At 62.6% G+C, this 13,836-nt stretch carries 13 protein-coding genes and 1 tRNA gene; 7 read left to right on the forward strand and 7 right to left on the reverse strand.

Features of this window, described 5'->3' with window-relative positions; translation table 11 throughout:
• Nucleotides 1–34: 34 nt before the first annotated feature.
• The 4 genes from ACQZAB_RS08575 to ACQZAB_RS08590 are packed head-to-tail and all read right to left on the reverse strand — an operon-like array spanning nt 35 to nt 5,569.
• Entirely contained in the window at nt 35–898 is an 864-nt protein-coding gene (locus ACQZAB_RS08575) for a carbohydrate ABC transporter permease (RefSeq protein ID WP_428388913.1), read from the reverse strand.
• Nucleotides 891–2,387, reverse strand: a complete 1,497-nt coding sequence (locus tag ACQZAB_RS08580) for a carbohydrate ABC transporter permease (protein WP_428388915.1) — start codon at nt 2,385–2,387, stop codon at nt 891–893. The genes ACQZAB_RS08575 and ACQZAB_RS08580 overlap by 8 nt, the downstream gene beginning before the upstream one ends.
• Nucleotides 2,384–4,033 (reverse strand): extracellular solute-binding protein, encoded by a 1,650-nt coding sequence (locus ACQZAB_RS08585; protein WP_428388917.1) that lies wholly within the window; start codon nt 4,031–4,033, stop codon nt 2,384–2,386. Before ACQZAB_RS08585 ends, ACQZAB_RS08580 begins: the two co-directional genes overlap by 4 nt.
• 27 nt (nt 4,034–4,060) lie before the next feature.
• Nucleotides 4,061–5,569: an alpha-glucosidase/alpha-galactosidase gene (locus tag ACQZAB_RS08590; RefSeq protein WP_428388919.1), complete on the reverse strand. Its 1,509-nt coding sequence runs from the start codon at nt 5,567–5,569 to the stop codon at nt 4,061–4,063.
• Nucleotides 5,570–5,655: 86 nt separating this feature from the next.
• Between ACQZAB_RS08590 and ACQZAB_RS08595 the strand changes: the two genes are divergently transcribed.
• Together ACQZAB_RS08595 and ACQZAB_RS08600 are read left to right on the forward strand one after the other, a co-directional pair.
• Nucleotides 5,656–6,504, forward strand: coding sequence for a helix-turn-helix domain-containing protein (locus ACQZAB_RS08595; RefSeq protein WP_428388921.1), 849 nt, complete (start codon nt 5,656–5,658; stop codon nt 6,502–6,504).
• A 24-nt stretch (nt 6,505–6,528) separates the two neighbouring features.
• The gene (locus ACQZAB_RS08600; RefSeq protein WP_428388923.1) at nt 6,529–7,569 is read left to right on the forward strand and encodes a DUF4432 family protein; all 1,041 of its coding nucleotides are present in this window, start codon (nt 6,529–6,531) and stop codon (nt 7,567–7,569) included.
• 41 nt (nt 7,570–7,610) lie between these two features.
• On the opposite strand, the gene ACQZAB_RS08605 is transcribed toward ACQZAB_RS08600, so the two are convergent.
• Nucleotides 7,611–7,698: transfer RNA gene (locus ACQZAB_RS08605), tRNA-Ser, on the reverse strand.
• A 113-nt stretch (nt 7,699–7,811) separates the two neighbouring features.
• Between ACQZAB_RS08605 and ACQZAB_RS08610 the strand changes: the two genes are divergently transcribed.
• The 4 genes from ACQZAB_RS08610 to ACQZAB_RS08625 all read left to right on the forward strand — a co-directional run bounded on the left by ACQZAB_RS08610 (nt 7,812) and on the right by ACQZAB_RS08625 (nt 10,123).
• Nucleotides 7,812–8,066 carry a hypothetical protein gene (locus ACQZAB_RS08610; RefSeq protein ID WP_428388925.1) on the forward strand — a complete coding sequence of 85 codons (255 nt, stop codon included), beginning with the start codon at nt 7,812–7,814 and terminating at the stop codon, nt 8,064–8,066.
• A 32-nt stretch (nt 8,067–8,098) separates the two neighbouring features.
• Nucleotides 8,099–8,452 (forward strand): rhodanese-like domain-containing protein, encoded by a 354-nt coding sequence (locus ACQZAB_RS08615; RefSeq protein WP_428388927.1) that lies wholly within the window; start codon nt 8,099–8,101, stop codon nt 8,450–8,452.
• Between the two features lie 80 nt (nt 8,453–8,532).
• The gene (locus tag ACQZAB_RS08620; protein WP_428388928.1) at nt 8,533–9,555 is read left to right on the forward strand and encodes an NAD-dependent epimerase/dehydratase family protein; all 1,023 of its coding nucleotides are present in this window, start codon (nt 8,533–8,535) and stop codon (nt 9,553–9,555) included.
• A 52-nt stretch (nt 9,556–9,607) separates the two neighbouring features.
• Entirely contained in the window at nt 9,608–10,123 is a 516-nt protein-coding gene (locus tag ACQZAB_RS08625) for an acetolactate synthase (RefSeq protein WP_428388930.1), read from the forward strand.
• A gap of 150 nt (nt 10,124–10,273) precedes the next feature.
• On the opposite strand, the gene ACQZAB_RS08630 is transcribed toward ACQZAB_RS08625, so the two are convergent.
• Complete coding sequence (locus tag ACQZAB_RS08630) at nt 10,274–12,112, reverse strand: glycosyltransferase (RefSeq protein ID WP_428388932.1); 1,839 nt, start codon at nt 12,110–12,112, stop codon at nt 10,274–10,276.
• A 115-nt stretch (nt 12,113–12,227) separates the two neighbouring features.
• Between ACQZAB_RS08630 and ACQZAB_RS08635 the strand changes: the two genes are divergently transcribed.
• The gene (locus tag ACQZAB_RS08635) at nt 12,228–12,965 is read left to right on the forward strand and encodes an ankyrin repeat domain-containing protein (protein WP_428388933.1); all 738 of its coding nucleotides are present in this window, start codon (nt 12,228–12,230) and stop codon (nt 12,963–12,965) included.
• Between the two features lie 212 nt (nt 12,966–13,177).
• Here ACQZAB_RS08635 and ACQZAB_RS08640 read toward each other — a convergent pair whose 3' ends face one another.
• Nucleotides 13,178–13,783: a thioredoxin family protein gene (locus ACQZAB_RS08640; protein ID WP_428388935.1), complete on the reverse strand. Its 606-nt coding sequence runs from the start codon at nt 13,781–13,783 to the stop codon at nt 13,178–13,180.
• Nucleotides 13,784–13,836 lie beyond the last annotated feature (53 nt).

Raw genomic sequence — 13,836 nt, forward strand, 5'->3', positions numbered from 1 at the left:
TCATCTTTCCTGTCAATCACAGACCATCAAAGACTCAACCCTTGATAGCACCCAGCTGAATCCCCCGAACCAACTGCTTCTGAAGCAGCACAAACACCACAATCATCGGTATCACCGCCATCGTCACCGCCGCCATCATCAGATGCGTCGCCTGACCCGACGTCGTATCAAAAGCCAACAGCGCAATCGGCAGCGTGAACTTGTAATCACTCCGCAGCATCACCAGCGGCCAGAAGAACGAGTTGTAATTCCCCATGAACGTCAGAATCGTCAGCGTCACCAGACCCGGACGAGCCAACGGCATCACAATCTCCCAGTAAATCTGCCACTTGCTCGCGCCATCAATCGCCGCCGCCTCATCCAAAGACGGTGGAATCGTCAGCATGAACTGCCGCAACAGAAAAGTCCCGAACGCTGTGAAAGACGCCGGAATGATCAGCCCCGCCAGCGTGTCCACCAACCCCAGACTGATCATGATCTGATAGTTCGGAATCATCATCACCAGCCCAGGCAGCATCATCGTCGAGAGATACAGCAGAAACACCCACTCACGACCCGGCCAACGCAGACGCGCAAACGCAAACGCCGCCATCGACGACGTGAACACCTGCAGAAACGTCACCCACGTCGCCACGAATAGACTGTTCATATACGCTCGCGCAAACGGCACACGCTCAAACACCTCCAGATAATTCCCCCACTGAAACCCGCCCTCGCCAGGCAGCCAACTCGCCTCACCCAGATCGCTCACACTCTTCACACTCGTCAGCAACATCCACACAAACGGCAATACCAGCAGAAAACCCATCAACGCCAGAAGCACGTTCAACAGCAATCCGCCAACGTACCGCCGCCGCGCCGCGGCCCCCACAGGATGATGGGTGATCGACTCAGTCATTGACATACCGATTCCCAAACTTCCAGTTGAATAGCGTCACCCCGAACACCAGCAAAAACAAAACCCACGACACCGCCGAAGCCAGCCCCAGCCGACCCGTCACAAACCCCTCCAGATACACGTGCATCTCCAGCGTCGTCGTCGCTCCCGCCGGCCCCCCATTCGTCATCACCCGCGCCATCTCAAACCCGCCCTGCAAACCCGCGATCGTCGAGATCACCACAATGAAAAACGTCGTCGGCGCCAGCTGCGGCCACGTCACACCCCAGAACCGCTGAAACCGCGAAGCCCCATCGATATCCGCTGCCTCGTAAAGCTCCTCGGGCACATTCGTCAACGCAGCCAGATAAAGCAGCATGTTGTTCGAACCCACCGCCGCCCAGAGCGCCGTAATCATCAAAGCCGGCTTCGCATAATCAGGATCATTCAACCAGCTAGGCGGGGCCAACCCATCCTCCGCCATCCCCGGCAGATGAAAAGCCACCACCGCCAGACCCAACACCACAAACTGACCCACCAGACTCACCAGCCCGATCACCAGCGCCGCATCAAAACCGCTCCACGGCCTGCTCGGGAAACGAGCCTCCGACCCTAGCCTCTTGAGTTGATACAAACCCACCAGCACCACCATCACCGCCAGCACCCACCACGTCGCCGCCGTCATCGACCACTGCGAAGCCACCACCACCGGAACCAGACAAACACCCACCGGCAACACCGCCGCCCGACCATCCAACTCACCATCCAGATAAGACCGCCGCATCCGACCCAGCCCCCAGCCAAGCAGCAACGCCACCAACCCGTAACCCACAAACAACAACGATTGCACCACCACACCCGGCAGACCCTGCACCACCACCGCCAAGCCATCCAGCACCGGCTCCAGCCCACGGTTCACCGGCCCCGTCTCCCGGCTGTACATCTTCTTCCACACCAGAAACGTCGCCACACCCGCCACAAACGAAGGCGTGTAGAAGATCGTCCGGTAGAACGTGTTCCCGAAGATCGGCCCACCAATCAGCAACACGCTCAACACCGACAGCAGCATCACCACCATCGCCGACCACCCCATCCCGATCGCCACCAGCACCACACAACTCGAAGCCAGCCCCAGACTCCCCAGCAACCAGGCCAGCACACGCCCCCCACCACCACGAGGGTCCTTGCTCAGCAGCATCGCAAACGTCAGCGATCCCATCACCGCGAACGGTATCCCCATCATGAAAAACAGCGTGTTCCCCAGATAAATAAGAAACTTCGCGTCCCACGAAAACGCATCGCCCACCGAGAACATCTCAATAAAGTTCCCCAGACCAACAAACTCGAGGTTCCCGTCCTCCTTGTACTTGTTGTGAAGCGTGATATCCCAGTTCGTAAACGCCATCATCAGGCTGAAAAACACCGGAAACACCGTGAACACCAGCACCCCCACGATGTTCGGGCTCAGGAACAACAACCCCGCCGCCAGATCCGAACGCCGACGCTTCACAACGAGTCCCCCTCACCATCAGATTCATGTAGTTTCCCCAGCGATCGATAGTAAGCCCGAAGAAACGGATTGCTCACCCACGCCGCCGGGATCGGTCGCCCCTCAGCCTTGAGCGCATCGATCTCCGCCTGCAACGCCAGCCCACGCTCGTAAGACGCCCGCAGACCCGGATCCCGCTCCACCCGCTTCGCGATCTCACGGTTGAGCGTCGCCTCCGTCCGCTCCGCCGCCACCTCCGCCGAGATCATCCCCGCCAGGTAACGATCCCGAAAATCCTTAATCTCCTGCTCCACCACCGTCGGCAACACGAACGGGCTGTACTCATCTCCAATCGCAATCGTCTCCGCGATCCGCGCCGCCGGCCCATGCAGACCCCACTCATTCGGATACGCCTCAGGCCGAAGATAAGCCTCGGTCCGCGTAAACGCCGGGTTAGGCGGGAGCGCATCCGCATCCTCAACAATCAGCTGGTTGTAAGCCTCACTCGCCAGATAAGCCAGAAACAACGTCGCCAACTCAGGATGATCCGTGTCCTTGTAAACAATCGCGCCACGCGTTCCGATACTCGTGTTCGCAAACCCACCATGAGGCGGCTCAGCAAACCCAAGCTCACCCAATTGCTCAAAGTGCCTCAGCTGCAGCAACCAGTACCGCCCACCCTCGATCATCCCGTACTTCCCCGCCCCGAACATCGGCAGGTCCGCACCCCCATAAGCCTGAGCCGATGAAAACGCATCGATGTCATCAGGCGTCGGCACAATGTTCAGGTCATACATCCACCGCCGACCCCGCTCCAGCGACGACGCATACCGAGGATCATCCAGCACCGAAGCCGTCATCGTCTCGTTGAAGCGCGACAACCCCAGCCCGCGATGCATCCGCACCCAGTCGATCTTGTTCAGAAAGAACACCTCCCGTCGCTGCAGACCCTCGTTCGCACGCTCACAGAACGCAACCCCAATCCGCTCAAACGTCTCAAAGTCCCAACGCTCAGGCGGCGGATCCATCCCCAGCGAACGAAACAGGTCTACGTTCACCGTCAGAAAACTCGACGACACATTCCCGGGGAACATGTACTGCCGACCATCCACGAGCAACTCCGGCTCCAACGCCGCATACGTCCGCGACAGATCAAACCCCATCTCCTTCGCACGCTCCGTCACGTCCAGCAGCACCCCCATCTCCACGAACATCCGCATGCTCGAACCGTTGAACACGTCCATGATGTCCGCCGCCACACCCGACACCGCCTGAATCTTCTGCTTCGTATCATCTCGGCTCGCCGTATCCAGCCGCACCTCCGCCAAAGGCAGCCGCACCGTCACAGGTAGCGACGACGCCACCACCGACCCGTCAAACACATCCGCCACACCCGGCTGCACCGCCACAACGTCGTCCACCAGCGTCTCCGGGATCTCCTCCCGAAGCGCTGCCGCTTCATCCACCGAACCCACCACCACCTCCATGTGGTGCTCCGTCTGCATCTGCCAACGATGAAACCGATTGACCTGCTCGCCCCGCGTCGGTGCCGGGTCCGTCACCCAATAAAGCACCGTCACCCGACTCGACAGATCCGGATAGCTCGCGCGCACCAGCACACTCGCCACCACCAGCAGCCCAAACAAACTGGCAAACAGATACTTCATCCACAGTCCAGAACGAGAACCAGAAACTCACGCATACCCGGGCAGATACGCCGCCTGAGTCTCAAACATCTCACCAGCCATCTCAGCAATCTCACCAGGCGTGCAAACCGCCTGACACAACGGATCCAGATACAAAGCCTCCGTCGCCGCCTGCCTGCTCCGCTCGATCGCCGCCGTCGCCGCCAGATCAAAGAAGCCCATGTTGCTCGCGCACACATGCCCCATCACCGCCGGCAACGCTCCATACCGCGTCGGCTGCACCCCGTTGCCATCCACCAGACACGCCACCTCCACCGCACCATCCCCTGGCAGATTCGTAATCAGCTTGCCCGCCTCACCGCTCCCACCCAATGGCCGATTCATCACATTCCCATGAATCCGGTAAGGCACGTCCTTCTCCATCGCCTCGATGATCCACGACGCATACTCCCACGACCGCTCAAGATCGAACGTCTCCTCGCCCCTGAGCATCCGCTCCCGGTACCCATCACTCGCCGCACGCCAGGACGGCCAGTTCGTCGCATAAAACCGCGATCCCCCGTGATACCCGAGCCGAAGCAGCTTCCTCCCCGCCTCAGACTTCCGGTAGTAAGGCAGATACTCCGACAAATGCCCCGAACTCTCCGTGATAAACGCCCCGAAGTGCAGACACATGTCCTTCCGTACCAGATCGTCGTGCCGGTACCCCCGCTCCACCTCCTCGCCCTTCGTGTCATCCGCAGCATCAAACCGAGCCAGCCCCGCCTCCGCCTCAGCGATCCCCTCCCCAACCTCACGCTCAAACCGCGCCATCAGCACCTTCTGATAAAGATCCTCACCCCGATGCTCGAGCTTTGTGAACCACGCCAGGTGATTGATCCCCGCACACGCCCAGTCCATCTCCTCGTAAGGCACCCCCGCGTAGTCCGCCAGCAGATGACTCGTCCCCTGCACGCTGTGACACAATCCAACCACCGGCACCTCGGGCACCGCACGCCCCGCCGCCAGCACCATCATGCTCATCGGGTTCGTGTAGTTGAGCATCGGCGCCCCCGGGCACAGCTCCGCCATGTCCCGAAGAATCTCCAGAAACACCGGGATCGTCCGCAGCCCCTTGAACAACCCGCCCGGACCCATCGTGTCGCCGATGCACTGATCCACGCCATACCGAAACGGGATGTCGTAGTCCGTGTCCACACACGCCCGACCCGAAACCTCGACGCAGCAAACCGCATAGTCCGTCCCAGGCAGCGCCCGACGCCGATCCGTCTCCGCCCGCACCGTCCACGTCCCCGACTGCCCCATCTGCTCGATCAGCAAGCCGATCACTCGCTTCATCAACGCCAGCCGCGCCTCATCCACATCCACCAGCCGAAACTCACCCCCAGACCCACCCGGAATCGCCATCACGTCACGACACAACACCGGACAGAACATCGACCCCGCCCCCAGAAACGTCACGTTCAACGGACGCCCCACCTCACCCGCAAACCCGCGCACACCCTCCGCCCGCTTCACATGCCCCTCATGCCCACCTTTCGCCTGATCCGATGCCATCGACAAGAACCTCAAGTAAGACACGATGCAGTAATTCGTGAAGTTACCATTCGATTCGCTGGCAAAGACGACTATATTGTGAGGATATGTGTGCAAAAAGTGATATCCAGCCCCAGCGACACGCCGCCCGCAAAGCCGGCCCCGCCCTCTGGCAGCTCCGACAGTTCGGCCGCGAAGCCAACCCCACCGGCCGCCGCTACGAGTTCCACAACACCAGGCGATCCCCCGCCGGACTCCTCGTCATCCAGGCCTCACTCCAGGGCCACCTGCAGATCAAAAACCATCAGGGCACCTTCCACGCCCCCGAAAAATCGCTCATCCTCTTCCAGTACGGCGACGATTCCCACTACCAACGACCCAACCCCACCGACGGCCCATACCACTGCGCCTGGATCGGCATCCTCGGCGCCGGCGTCTCCGAACACGCCCGCGAACTCACCGCCATCAACGGCCCCGTCATCGACACCACCACCGACCCCTCACTCATCACCGACCTCGAACACCTCATCGACACCGCCGACCCCATCAACGAACCCGACCAGGCCAAACTCGCCGCCGCCTCGTACCACTACCTCACCCGCCTCTACCACCACGTCACCAACCGCCAGCAGGCCAAACTCCCCCCCGTCGAGCAGGCCGCCCAAACCCTCTACCAGCAACCCCTCCGACCCGTCACCGTCACCCAGATCGCCCAACGCTTCAACGTCTCCCGCGAACACCTCATCCGAACCTTCACCCAGCACCACGCCGAAGCACCCCACGCCTACCTCACCCGAAAACGCACCGACCAGGCCATCCAACTCCTCACCCAAACCTCCCTGCCCCTCGCCGACGTCACCCGACAGGCCGGCTTCAGCTCCCAACACACACTCGCCCGCCAGATACGCGCAGCCACAGGACTCGCACCCACCGCACTCCGCAACCAGCACCGCTAGGCTCTAGCCAACACGGAGACGCACATGCCCAACCACCTCAACCCCCAACTCGTCGAAACCCCCCTCCAACTCGGCGGGATACGCACCGGAACCCTCGACCACCCCCAGCCAATCGGCGCTACCTCCACCCGTGTCGCCTTCATCGATACCGGCTCCGGACTCCGCTACACCGTCGCACTCGACCGAGGCGGCGACATCATCGAAGCCGCCTACAACGACACACCCCTCGCCTACCTCACACCCAACGGCCTCTCGAAACCCGACCAGGCCCACGCCCACGGCATGGACTGGCTCCGATCCTGGGCCGGCGGGCTCGTCACCACCTGCGGGCCACTCCACGTCGGTCCCCCCAAACCCAACGATCCCAACGCCCCCGGCCTCCACGGCCGCCACCACCTCACACCCGCCGCCATCACCGCCATCGACAACCCCAACCCCCGCGCGGGCAAACGCGACTTCGCCCTCCACCTCCGCATCGACCACACCCGCATGTTCGGTCCCTCCCTCTCCATACACCGAACCATCGCTGGCACCCTCGGCCAGCCCACTATCCACCTCACCGACACCCTCACCAACACCGCCGACACCCCCATCCCCCAGAGCACCCTCTACCACTGCAACCTCGGCCACCCCTTCCTCGCACCCGGCTGCACCATCACCACCGACGCACAACCCCTCTCCGCCTGGGGCACCCTCGAAAACGAAACCGACCCCAACGCCTTCAAAACCATCACCGAACCCCGCCCCGACCACACCGGCACCGGCGAAGCAGGCGTCATCCTCAAAGCCATCCCCAGCCAGGACGGCACCACCACCGCCGCCCTCCACAACCCCCACCGCCAACTCACCCTCGCCATCACCTTCAAACCCTCCCAACTCCCAAACCTCGCCATCTGGCAACACCTCAGCCCAACCAGCTATGTCACCGGCATCGAACCCCTCATCGGCCCCACCCCAGGCCCCGACTCCGACGGCTCCAACCCCCACCCACCCATCCAACCCCAGGAATCAAAAACCTACGAGCTCAGCCTGAAACTGACACAGACACCAGACACCCCCAGCTAGCTTGCAACGGCAACACACAATTGGCGAGAAACAAAACCAAGCGGACGGGGTGGGATTCGAACCCACGGTACGGGAAACCCGTACACCGGTTTTCGAAACCGGCTCCTTCAGCCGCTCGGACACCCGTCCAGGGACGCAGATCAGCCCGCCAACACCACCGCAGGCCGACCCGAGCGAATCGCTAAGATAGCACATCAAGCCCGGCCGATCAGCCAATGGCCGCCGAAGGGACCACCACAACCATGGCAGAAACCCAGCACACCTTCGAACCCGGCACGCGGGTCGTCGTCACCCAGCAGATCCCCCAACGAGACGAAGTCTGGACCGAAAAAATCGAAGGCACCGTCGTCCGCTACGAACAATCCAAAACCGGCTCCTGGTTCGCCCACGCCAAAGACGACCGCCTCTGGCTCGACCGACTCGTCCTCAAAAAAGACGATGGCGAAACCGCCGTGGTCAACCTCGATCGCTACACCCACGTCGAACAAGCCCCCTGAACCATCCCCCCAAAGCCACACGGAGCCCAGCCATGACCCAGGCATCCGATCCCGGCAAGGCCGTCCGCGAAGCCTCCGCCGTCGAAGTCAAAACCCTCCTCGACTCCGACAACCCGCCCATCCTCCTTGATGTCCGCGAGCCCGAAGAAGTCGCCACCGCCGCCATCGACGGCGCCATCGTCATCCCCATGGGCGAAATCCCCTCCCGACTCTTCGAACTCCAGGAACACGCCGAGTCCACCGTCGTCACCTTCTGCCACGGCGGGATCCGATCCCTCAACGTCGCCAACTACCTCGCCGCCCAAGGCTTCGAAGACGTCATCTCCATGGCCGGCGGCATCGACGCCTGGTCCCAGCACGTCGACCCCACCGTCCCCCGCTACTAGTCCAGTAATCACCCGCCCCCGACCCCAGCGCCCCGGATGATCGCGACGCCAACCCCGATCACGCCGATACCACCTATCCCATGACCGACACCCAGCCACAACCGATCGACTGGTCAGCCCTCCACGCCGACAGACTCAAAAACAGACGACTACTCGTCACCGGCGGAGCAGGTTTTATCGGGTCCCACCTCACCAGCGCCATCCTCAAGGCCGGCGGCGCCGTCACCGTCCTCGACGACCTCTCCACCGGCGACCGCCGCAACGTCCGCGAACCCTCCGACCACTACCGCTTCGTCGAAGGCACCATCCTCGACCAGGCCACCATCGAACAAGCCGCCGACGGCTGCGACGCCCTCATCCACCTCGCCGCCCTCGGCTCCGTCCCCCAGTCCGTCGCCGAGCCCCACCGCTACCACCAGGTCAACGAACTCGGCACCCTCCGCGTCCTCGAAGCCGCTCGAGCCAAGGGCCTCCGCCGCGTCCTCCTCGCCTCCAGCGCCGCGGTCTACGGCAACGACCCCACCCTCCCCAAACACGAGGACATGCCCGTCGACCCCGCCAGCCCCTACGCAGCCAACAAAGCCGCCGGCGAAGCCATGCTCAAAGCCTGGGCCCGGGCCTACGCTCCCCTCGACACCGTCGCCCTCCGCTTCTTCAACATCTTCGGACCCGGCCAGAACGCCAACTCCGCCTACGCCGCCGCCATCGCCGCCTTCGCCAACCGACTCTCCCACGGACTCCCACCCCGTATCTTTGGCGACGGCGAGCAGTCCCGCGACTTCTGCGAAGTCTCCAACGTCGCCCACGCCTGCCTCCTCGCCATCACCCACCCCGACCGCCTCGAAGGCCTCCCCATCAACATCGCCTGCGCCGAAGCCATCTCCGTCAACCGCCTCGCCCAGGGCATGATCGACCGCTTCCAACGCCCCGACTTCACCCCCGCCTACGAACCCGAACGCCCAGGCGACGTGAAACACTCGCTCGCCTCCATCGACCGCGCCAAGGCCATCCTCGGCTACCAGCCCCTCGTCGACTTTGACACCGGCCTCGCTCGAACCTGCGACTGGTACCTCCAACAGGCCCAAGCCCCCGCAGCCACCTGAACACCCACCTTTTTGCTGGACCCCTACCACGCCACACCCTTAAGCTCTAACCATGACCCAGGCCCCCGTCGAAACCCCCACCACCAGCGGCTACGTCCCGCCACGGAACATCCAGTTCTCCGTCTTCGTCGATAACCGCGTCGGCCAGCTCCTCGACGTCGCCCAGTGCTTCGTCAGCCAGAGCCTCACCCTCGCCGGCCTCTCCGTCGTCGACTCCGCCGACCACGCCGTCGTCCGACTCCTCACCTCCAACGCCGACCTCGCCCGCCGACTCCTCAAACGCAACGAAATGGCCTTCTCCGAAAGCAACGTCCTCGCCGTCGAACTCTCCGAAGGCCGCTCCCTCCAGGACCTCTGCGAACAACTCGTCGCCGCCGAACTCAACATCTACTTCGCTTACCCCCTCCTTGTCCGCCCCCGCGGACTCCCCGTCATGGTCATCCAGACCGACGACATCATGTTCACCGCCCAACTCCTACGCAAAAAACTCTTCACCCTCCTCGCCGAAAATGACCTCGGCGACAACGCCCCCCGAAACCGCCCCGACGCCGGCCTCAGCCCGAATTAGCAGCTCCCCCGATTCACTAAATACGCCCGTAGAACGACACTGTCGATCACCAGGAATCACGGGTGGCTCTGTTCACGGCGCAGCCGTGCCCACAGAACCAACACCCCAAGCCGGGCCGCGACGCGGCCCCGGTCCAACCTGCCCACTCCCTCACCCAATCCGATCCAACGCCAACGCATGCGCCTCGTGATACCGACGCCCGAGGTTGTGCCAGTCAAAGTGCTCCGAGAACGACTCCACCTTGTTCCGCAGCGTGATCCGCTCACGCCGCGATAGCTGACACATCCGGAACATCTGCTCCGCGATCTGATCCGCCGTCGCATGGAAATCTCGATACCGACGCTCCACGATCGAAACCCCCTTCGACTCGTGATCCGCCATCAACTGCAGCAGATAGGAACCAAACCCCGACAGGTCCGACGTCAGCGCCGGCACGCCCAACGCGATCGACTCCAAAGGCGTATACCCCCACGGCTCGTAATACGACGGGAACACCCCGAGGTGACAACCCCGCACAAACTGCTCGTACTCCATCCCGAAAAGCGGGTTACTCGTCGTGATAAAAGCCGGGTGATAGATCACCTTCACCGGATCATGCGGACCATTAAACAAATGACACGCCCGCAACTGATTCAGCACGTCGTCGTTCTGATCATCCAATAGGTCATGCGTCACAATCGGCGGCAACGACCCCCGCCGCCAAGCATGCAGCGACCGCTTCAAACGCAGCCGCCAATACTCATCCACCAGCTCATTCAGATCCGGCACACGCCCCTCCGCCGCCGCCAGCATCACGCCCTTGCCCACCTGCTCCTTGATCGCATTCGCCACATCGTGGAACTCGCTCAGCATCGACCGCGTCTCAAGCGTCTGCACATTGATCGAACGCACCGGCGCCTTCGTGATGATGAAAAACACCACATTCACCGGCGAACCGCTCGCCTTCAACCGATGATTCAGCCGCGCCAGCGCCTCGATCGTGACATCCATCCCCTTGTTCTTGTACTCGTACCGACCCGACGTGAAGAAGTACAGCGTCGTGTCGAGGTCCATCCGGTACGACGGGAAGAAATGCCCGATGGTGAACTCGTGAATCTCCTCCTTGTACTGCGCGTGCAGGTTCTGAAACTCATGCAACGCCGCGAAACGCTGAATGTTCAAGCCATTCGGCAGCAGCACATCAGGCGACCGCTTCAGCAGATGCGTGCACTCATCACCCGTGATGTCCGATACCGTCGTAAACACATGCGACCCATGCGCCGCCGCCGACTCAATCTTGTGCTGCGCCTCCAGGTTGTAATGCTTCGCCTCCGCGTCTCCATCCAGCATCGACAGATGCCCGTAAAACTCCGGATGCTGCATCGCCAGCACGCGCCCCAGCCGCGTCGCATGGGTCGTGAACACCGTCGCCCCCGGCCAGTTTTCCTGCCGAAGCATCGGAATCGCCAGCCCAGCCAGCCACTCATGAAAATGCGCGATCAGCGGCCGCTTGCCCGCCTCCTGCTCCGCCAGCAGCGTCAGCAGCACCCGCACCGCCTCACCGAACGCCACCACGTTGTTGATCTCTTCGTCATCGTTAGGCGTCGGAATGTTGTGATCTCGCCAGATCCGCGCCTTCACGTCATACAGATAACGAAACACCGAAAGATGATTCACCAGAATCACATTCGGCCGACCCGTCACCAGCCACCGACCGAAATGCGCCTCGATCCCCGCCTCATTCAGCGCCTTCACCGCCTGCCCAAACGCACCAATTAGCGGCCGCGGCTCAAACTCCACCTGCGCCTTGTCCGGCAGATAAGGGCCGATCAGGCAATACCGGTTGCTCCACCGACTCACCATGCTCGGCACCTTCGACCGCAGCACCGTGTAGATCCCGCCCACCTGATTGCAAACCTCCCAGGCACACTCAAGCAGCAACGGCTCGGCACGGCGGGAACGCGTCGTCGCATCGCTCCCCGAAGAACCAGCAGGCAGATCTGAAGGCATGAAACATCCTCAAAGACATCGGGCAACACGAACCATGAACAAGGATTGTAAAGCCCCCGCGACCCGCCCGCAGACCGCGTACTATCCACGACACCAACGCCCAGCAGGAGCAACCATGGTTCGACCGGCAGACCTCATCGAAGCCCTGGAACAGGACGACGTCTCGGCCGCCCGAGACCTCATCGCCGCCAACGAAAAAGTCCTACACACCTACGTCGGACGCCAACGCGACTGGGGCGTCGAGCTCTGCCTGCCCCTCCACCTCGCCGTCGAAGCCTGCTCCGTCGAGATGGTCAGCGCCCTCCTCGACCGCGGCGCGATGCCCGACAGCCGCACCCGCTTCGAAACACCTCTTCACGCCCGACGCACCACCCTCCACTTCGCCGCCGCCCGCGGCGACCTCGCCATCCTCGATCTGCTCCTCAACCATCCCGCCGAAGTCGAAGTCCTCGACGCCGACCAGCGAACCCCCGTCACCGAAGCCGCCGCCCACAACCAGCCCGGCTGCCTGGCCCGGCTGCTCGAAGCCGGCGGCACGGTCGATCGGGTTGATCTGGCCGGCCGGACGCCATTGCACCACGCGATCCGTGCCAAAAGCGTGGCCTGCGCGAAGATGCTCATCGAGGCCGGGGCCGACGTCGATCATCCCTGCCCGAAGGAGCCGGAAGCCTTCACACCGCTGCACCGGTGTGTGGCGGTGGGGGAGGAAGCCTACGGCATCGCCGTGTCGCTCCTCGCGGCGGACGCGGATCGTGCGCTGACAGATCCCCGGGAGAACCAGACGGCGCTGGACCGCGCACGGGCGGCCCAGATGCAGAGCTACATCGACTTGCTTGCAGGCGAAGGCAGCTAAAGCAGTTAGATAGAGATGGTGCTGCCTGCCCCGCACATCCGTCGCCGAATCTTTTGACGCATCCACCCACGCACCTTCAGCAGTCGGCGTTGTCCGGTTACGTCCGACTGTGCGCGTGGGCAGTTTCAACCAGCGGCCATCCGGCCAGGCGCGGTGGTGACACAGAAGGTCACTCGACCGCCCATTAGGGGCCTCAGAGGGCTGCGGGGGGGTCAGGCTTGGAAATAGGCGGGTTCGTTGCCGGGCTTCCACTTGATGTTGCAGCCCATGGAGGGGATCTGCTTCTCGGCGGGCTGGTCGCCTTGGAGCATGGCGTCGAGGGCGGCCCGGAGGTCGGCGCCGTGGGCGGGGGTGGTCTCGAAGTCGTAGACGCCCGACTCGATCCGCTTGGGCCGGGTTTCGTCTAACTGGCCGCGGTAAAAGAGTTTGTGGTTGCTATCAAACAGGAAAAAGTCGGGTGTGCAGGCGGCGGTGTAGGCCTTGGCGACGGACTGATCGGCGTCGTAGAGGTAGGGGAAGGGGTAGCCGCGGGCGGCTTTTTCTTCTTTGAGCTTCTCGGGGGCGTCATCGGGGTAGGCGTCGGCGTCGTTGGCGCTGATGGCGACGACGGCGACGCCCCTGGGCTGGTAGTCATCGGCGAGGCGTTTGATCTCTGCGGCGATGTGCTTCACGAAGGGGCAGTGGTTGCATATGAACATGACCAGCAAGGGTTTACCGGCGAAGCTCTCGCGGGTGACGGTCTGGCCGTCGGTGTCGGCGAGGGCAAAATCGGGGGCGCGGGTGCCGAGTTCGAGCATCGTGGAAGCGGTCATGACCATGGTTGGATTTCCTGTATGCGGTTCGGATCCACGAACGATAGGCGCGGTCCGAG

Origin of the sequence: Mucisphaera sp., from assembly GCF_965279675.1 — a bacterium.
GTDB lineage: Bacteria > Planctomycetota > Phycisphaerae > Phycisphaerales > Phycisphaeraceae > Mucisphaera.

What these genes read in the sequence shown, in the direction of transcription:
- ACQZAB_RS08575 (WP_428388913.1), bottom strand. Translation starts at nt 898, where the DNA reads ATGACTGAGTCGATCACCCATCATCCTGTGGGGGCCGCGGCGCGGCGG.
- ACQZAB_RS08585 (WP_428388917.1), bottom strand. Translation starts at nt 4,033, where the DNA reads ATGAAGTATCTGTTTGCCAGTTTGTTTGGGCTGCTGGTGGTGGCGAGT.
- ACQZAB_RS08590 (WP_428388919.1), bottom strand. Translation starts at nt 5,569, where the DNA reads ATGGCATCGGATCAGGCGAAAGGTGGGCATGAGGGGCATGTGAAGCGG.
- ACQZAB_RS08595 (WP_428388921.1), top strand. Translation starts at nt 5,656, where the DNA reads ATGTGTGCAAAAAGTGATATCCAGCCCCAGCGACACGCCGCCCGCAAA.
- ACQZAB_RS08600 (WP_428388923.1), top strand. Translation starts at nt 6,529, where the DNA reads ATGCCCAACCACCTCAACCCCCAACTCGTCGAAACCCCCCTCCAACTC.
- ACQZAB_RS08610 (WP_428388925.1), top strand. Translation starts at nt 7,812, where the DNA reads ATGGCAGAAACCCAGCACACCTTCGAACCCGGCACGCGGGTCGTCGTC.
- ACQZAB_RS08615 (WP_428388927.1), top strand. Translation starts at nt 8,099, where the DNA reads ATGACCCAGGCATCCGATCCCGGCAAGGCCGTCCGCGAAGCCTCCGCC.
- ACQZAB_RS08620 (WP_428388928.1), top strand. Translation starts at nt 8,533, where the DNA reads ATGACCGACACCCAGCCACAACCGATCGACTGGTCAGCCCTCCACGCC.
- ACQZAB_RS08625 (WP_428388930.1), top strand. Translation starts at nt 9,608, where the DNA reads ATGACCCAGGCCCCCGTCGAAACCCCCACCACCAGCGGCTACGTCCCG.
- ACQZAB_RS08630 (WP_428388932.1), bottom strand. Translation starts at nt 12,112, where the DNA reads ATGCCTTCAGATCTGCCTGCTGGTTCTTCGGGGAGCGATGCGACGACG.
- ACQZAB_RS08635 (WP_428388933.1), top strand. Translation starts at nt 12,228, where the DNA reads ATGGTTCGACCGGCAGACCTCATCGAAGCCCTGGAACAGGACGACGTC.
- ACQZAB_RS08640 (WP_428388935.1), bottom strand. Translation starts at nt 13,783, where the DNA reads ATGGTCATGACCGCTTCCACGATGCTCGAACTCGGCACCCGCGCCCCC.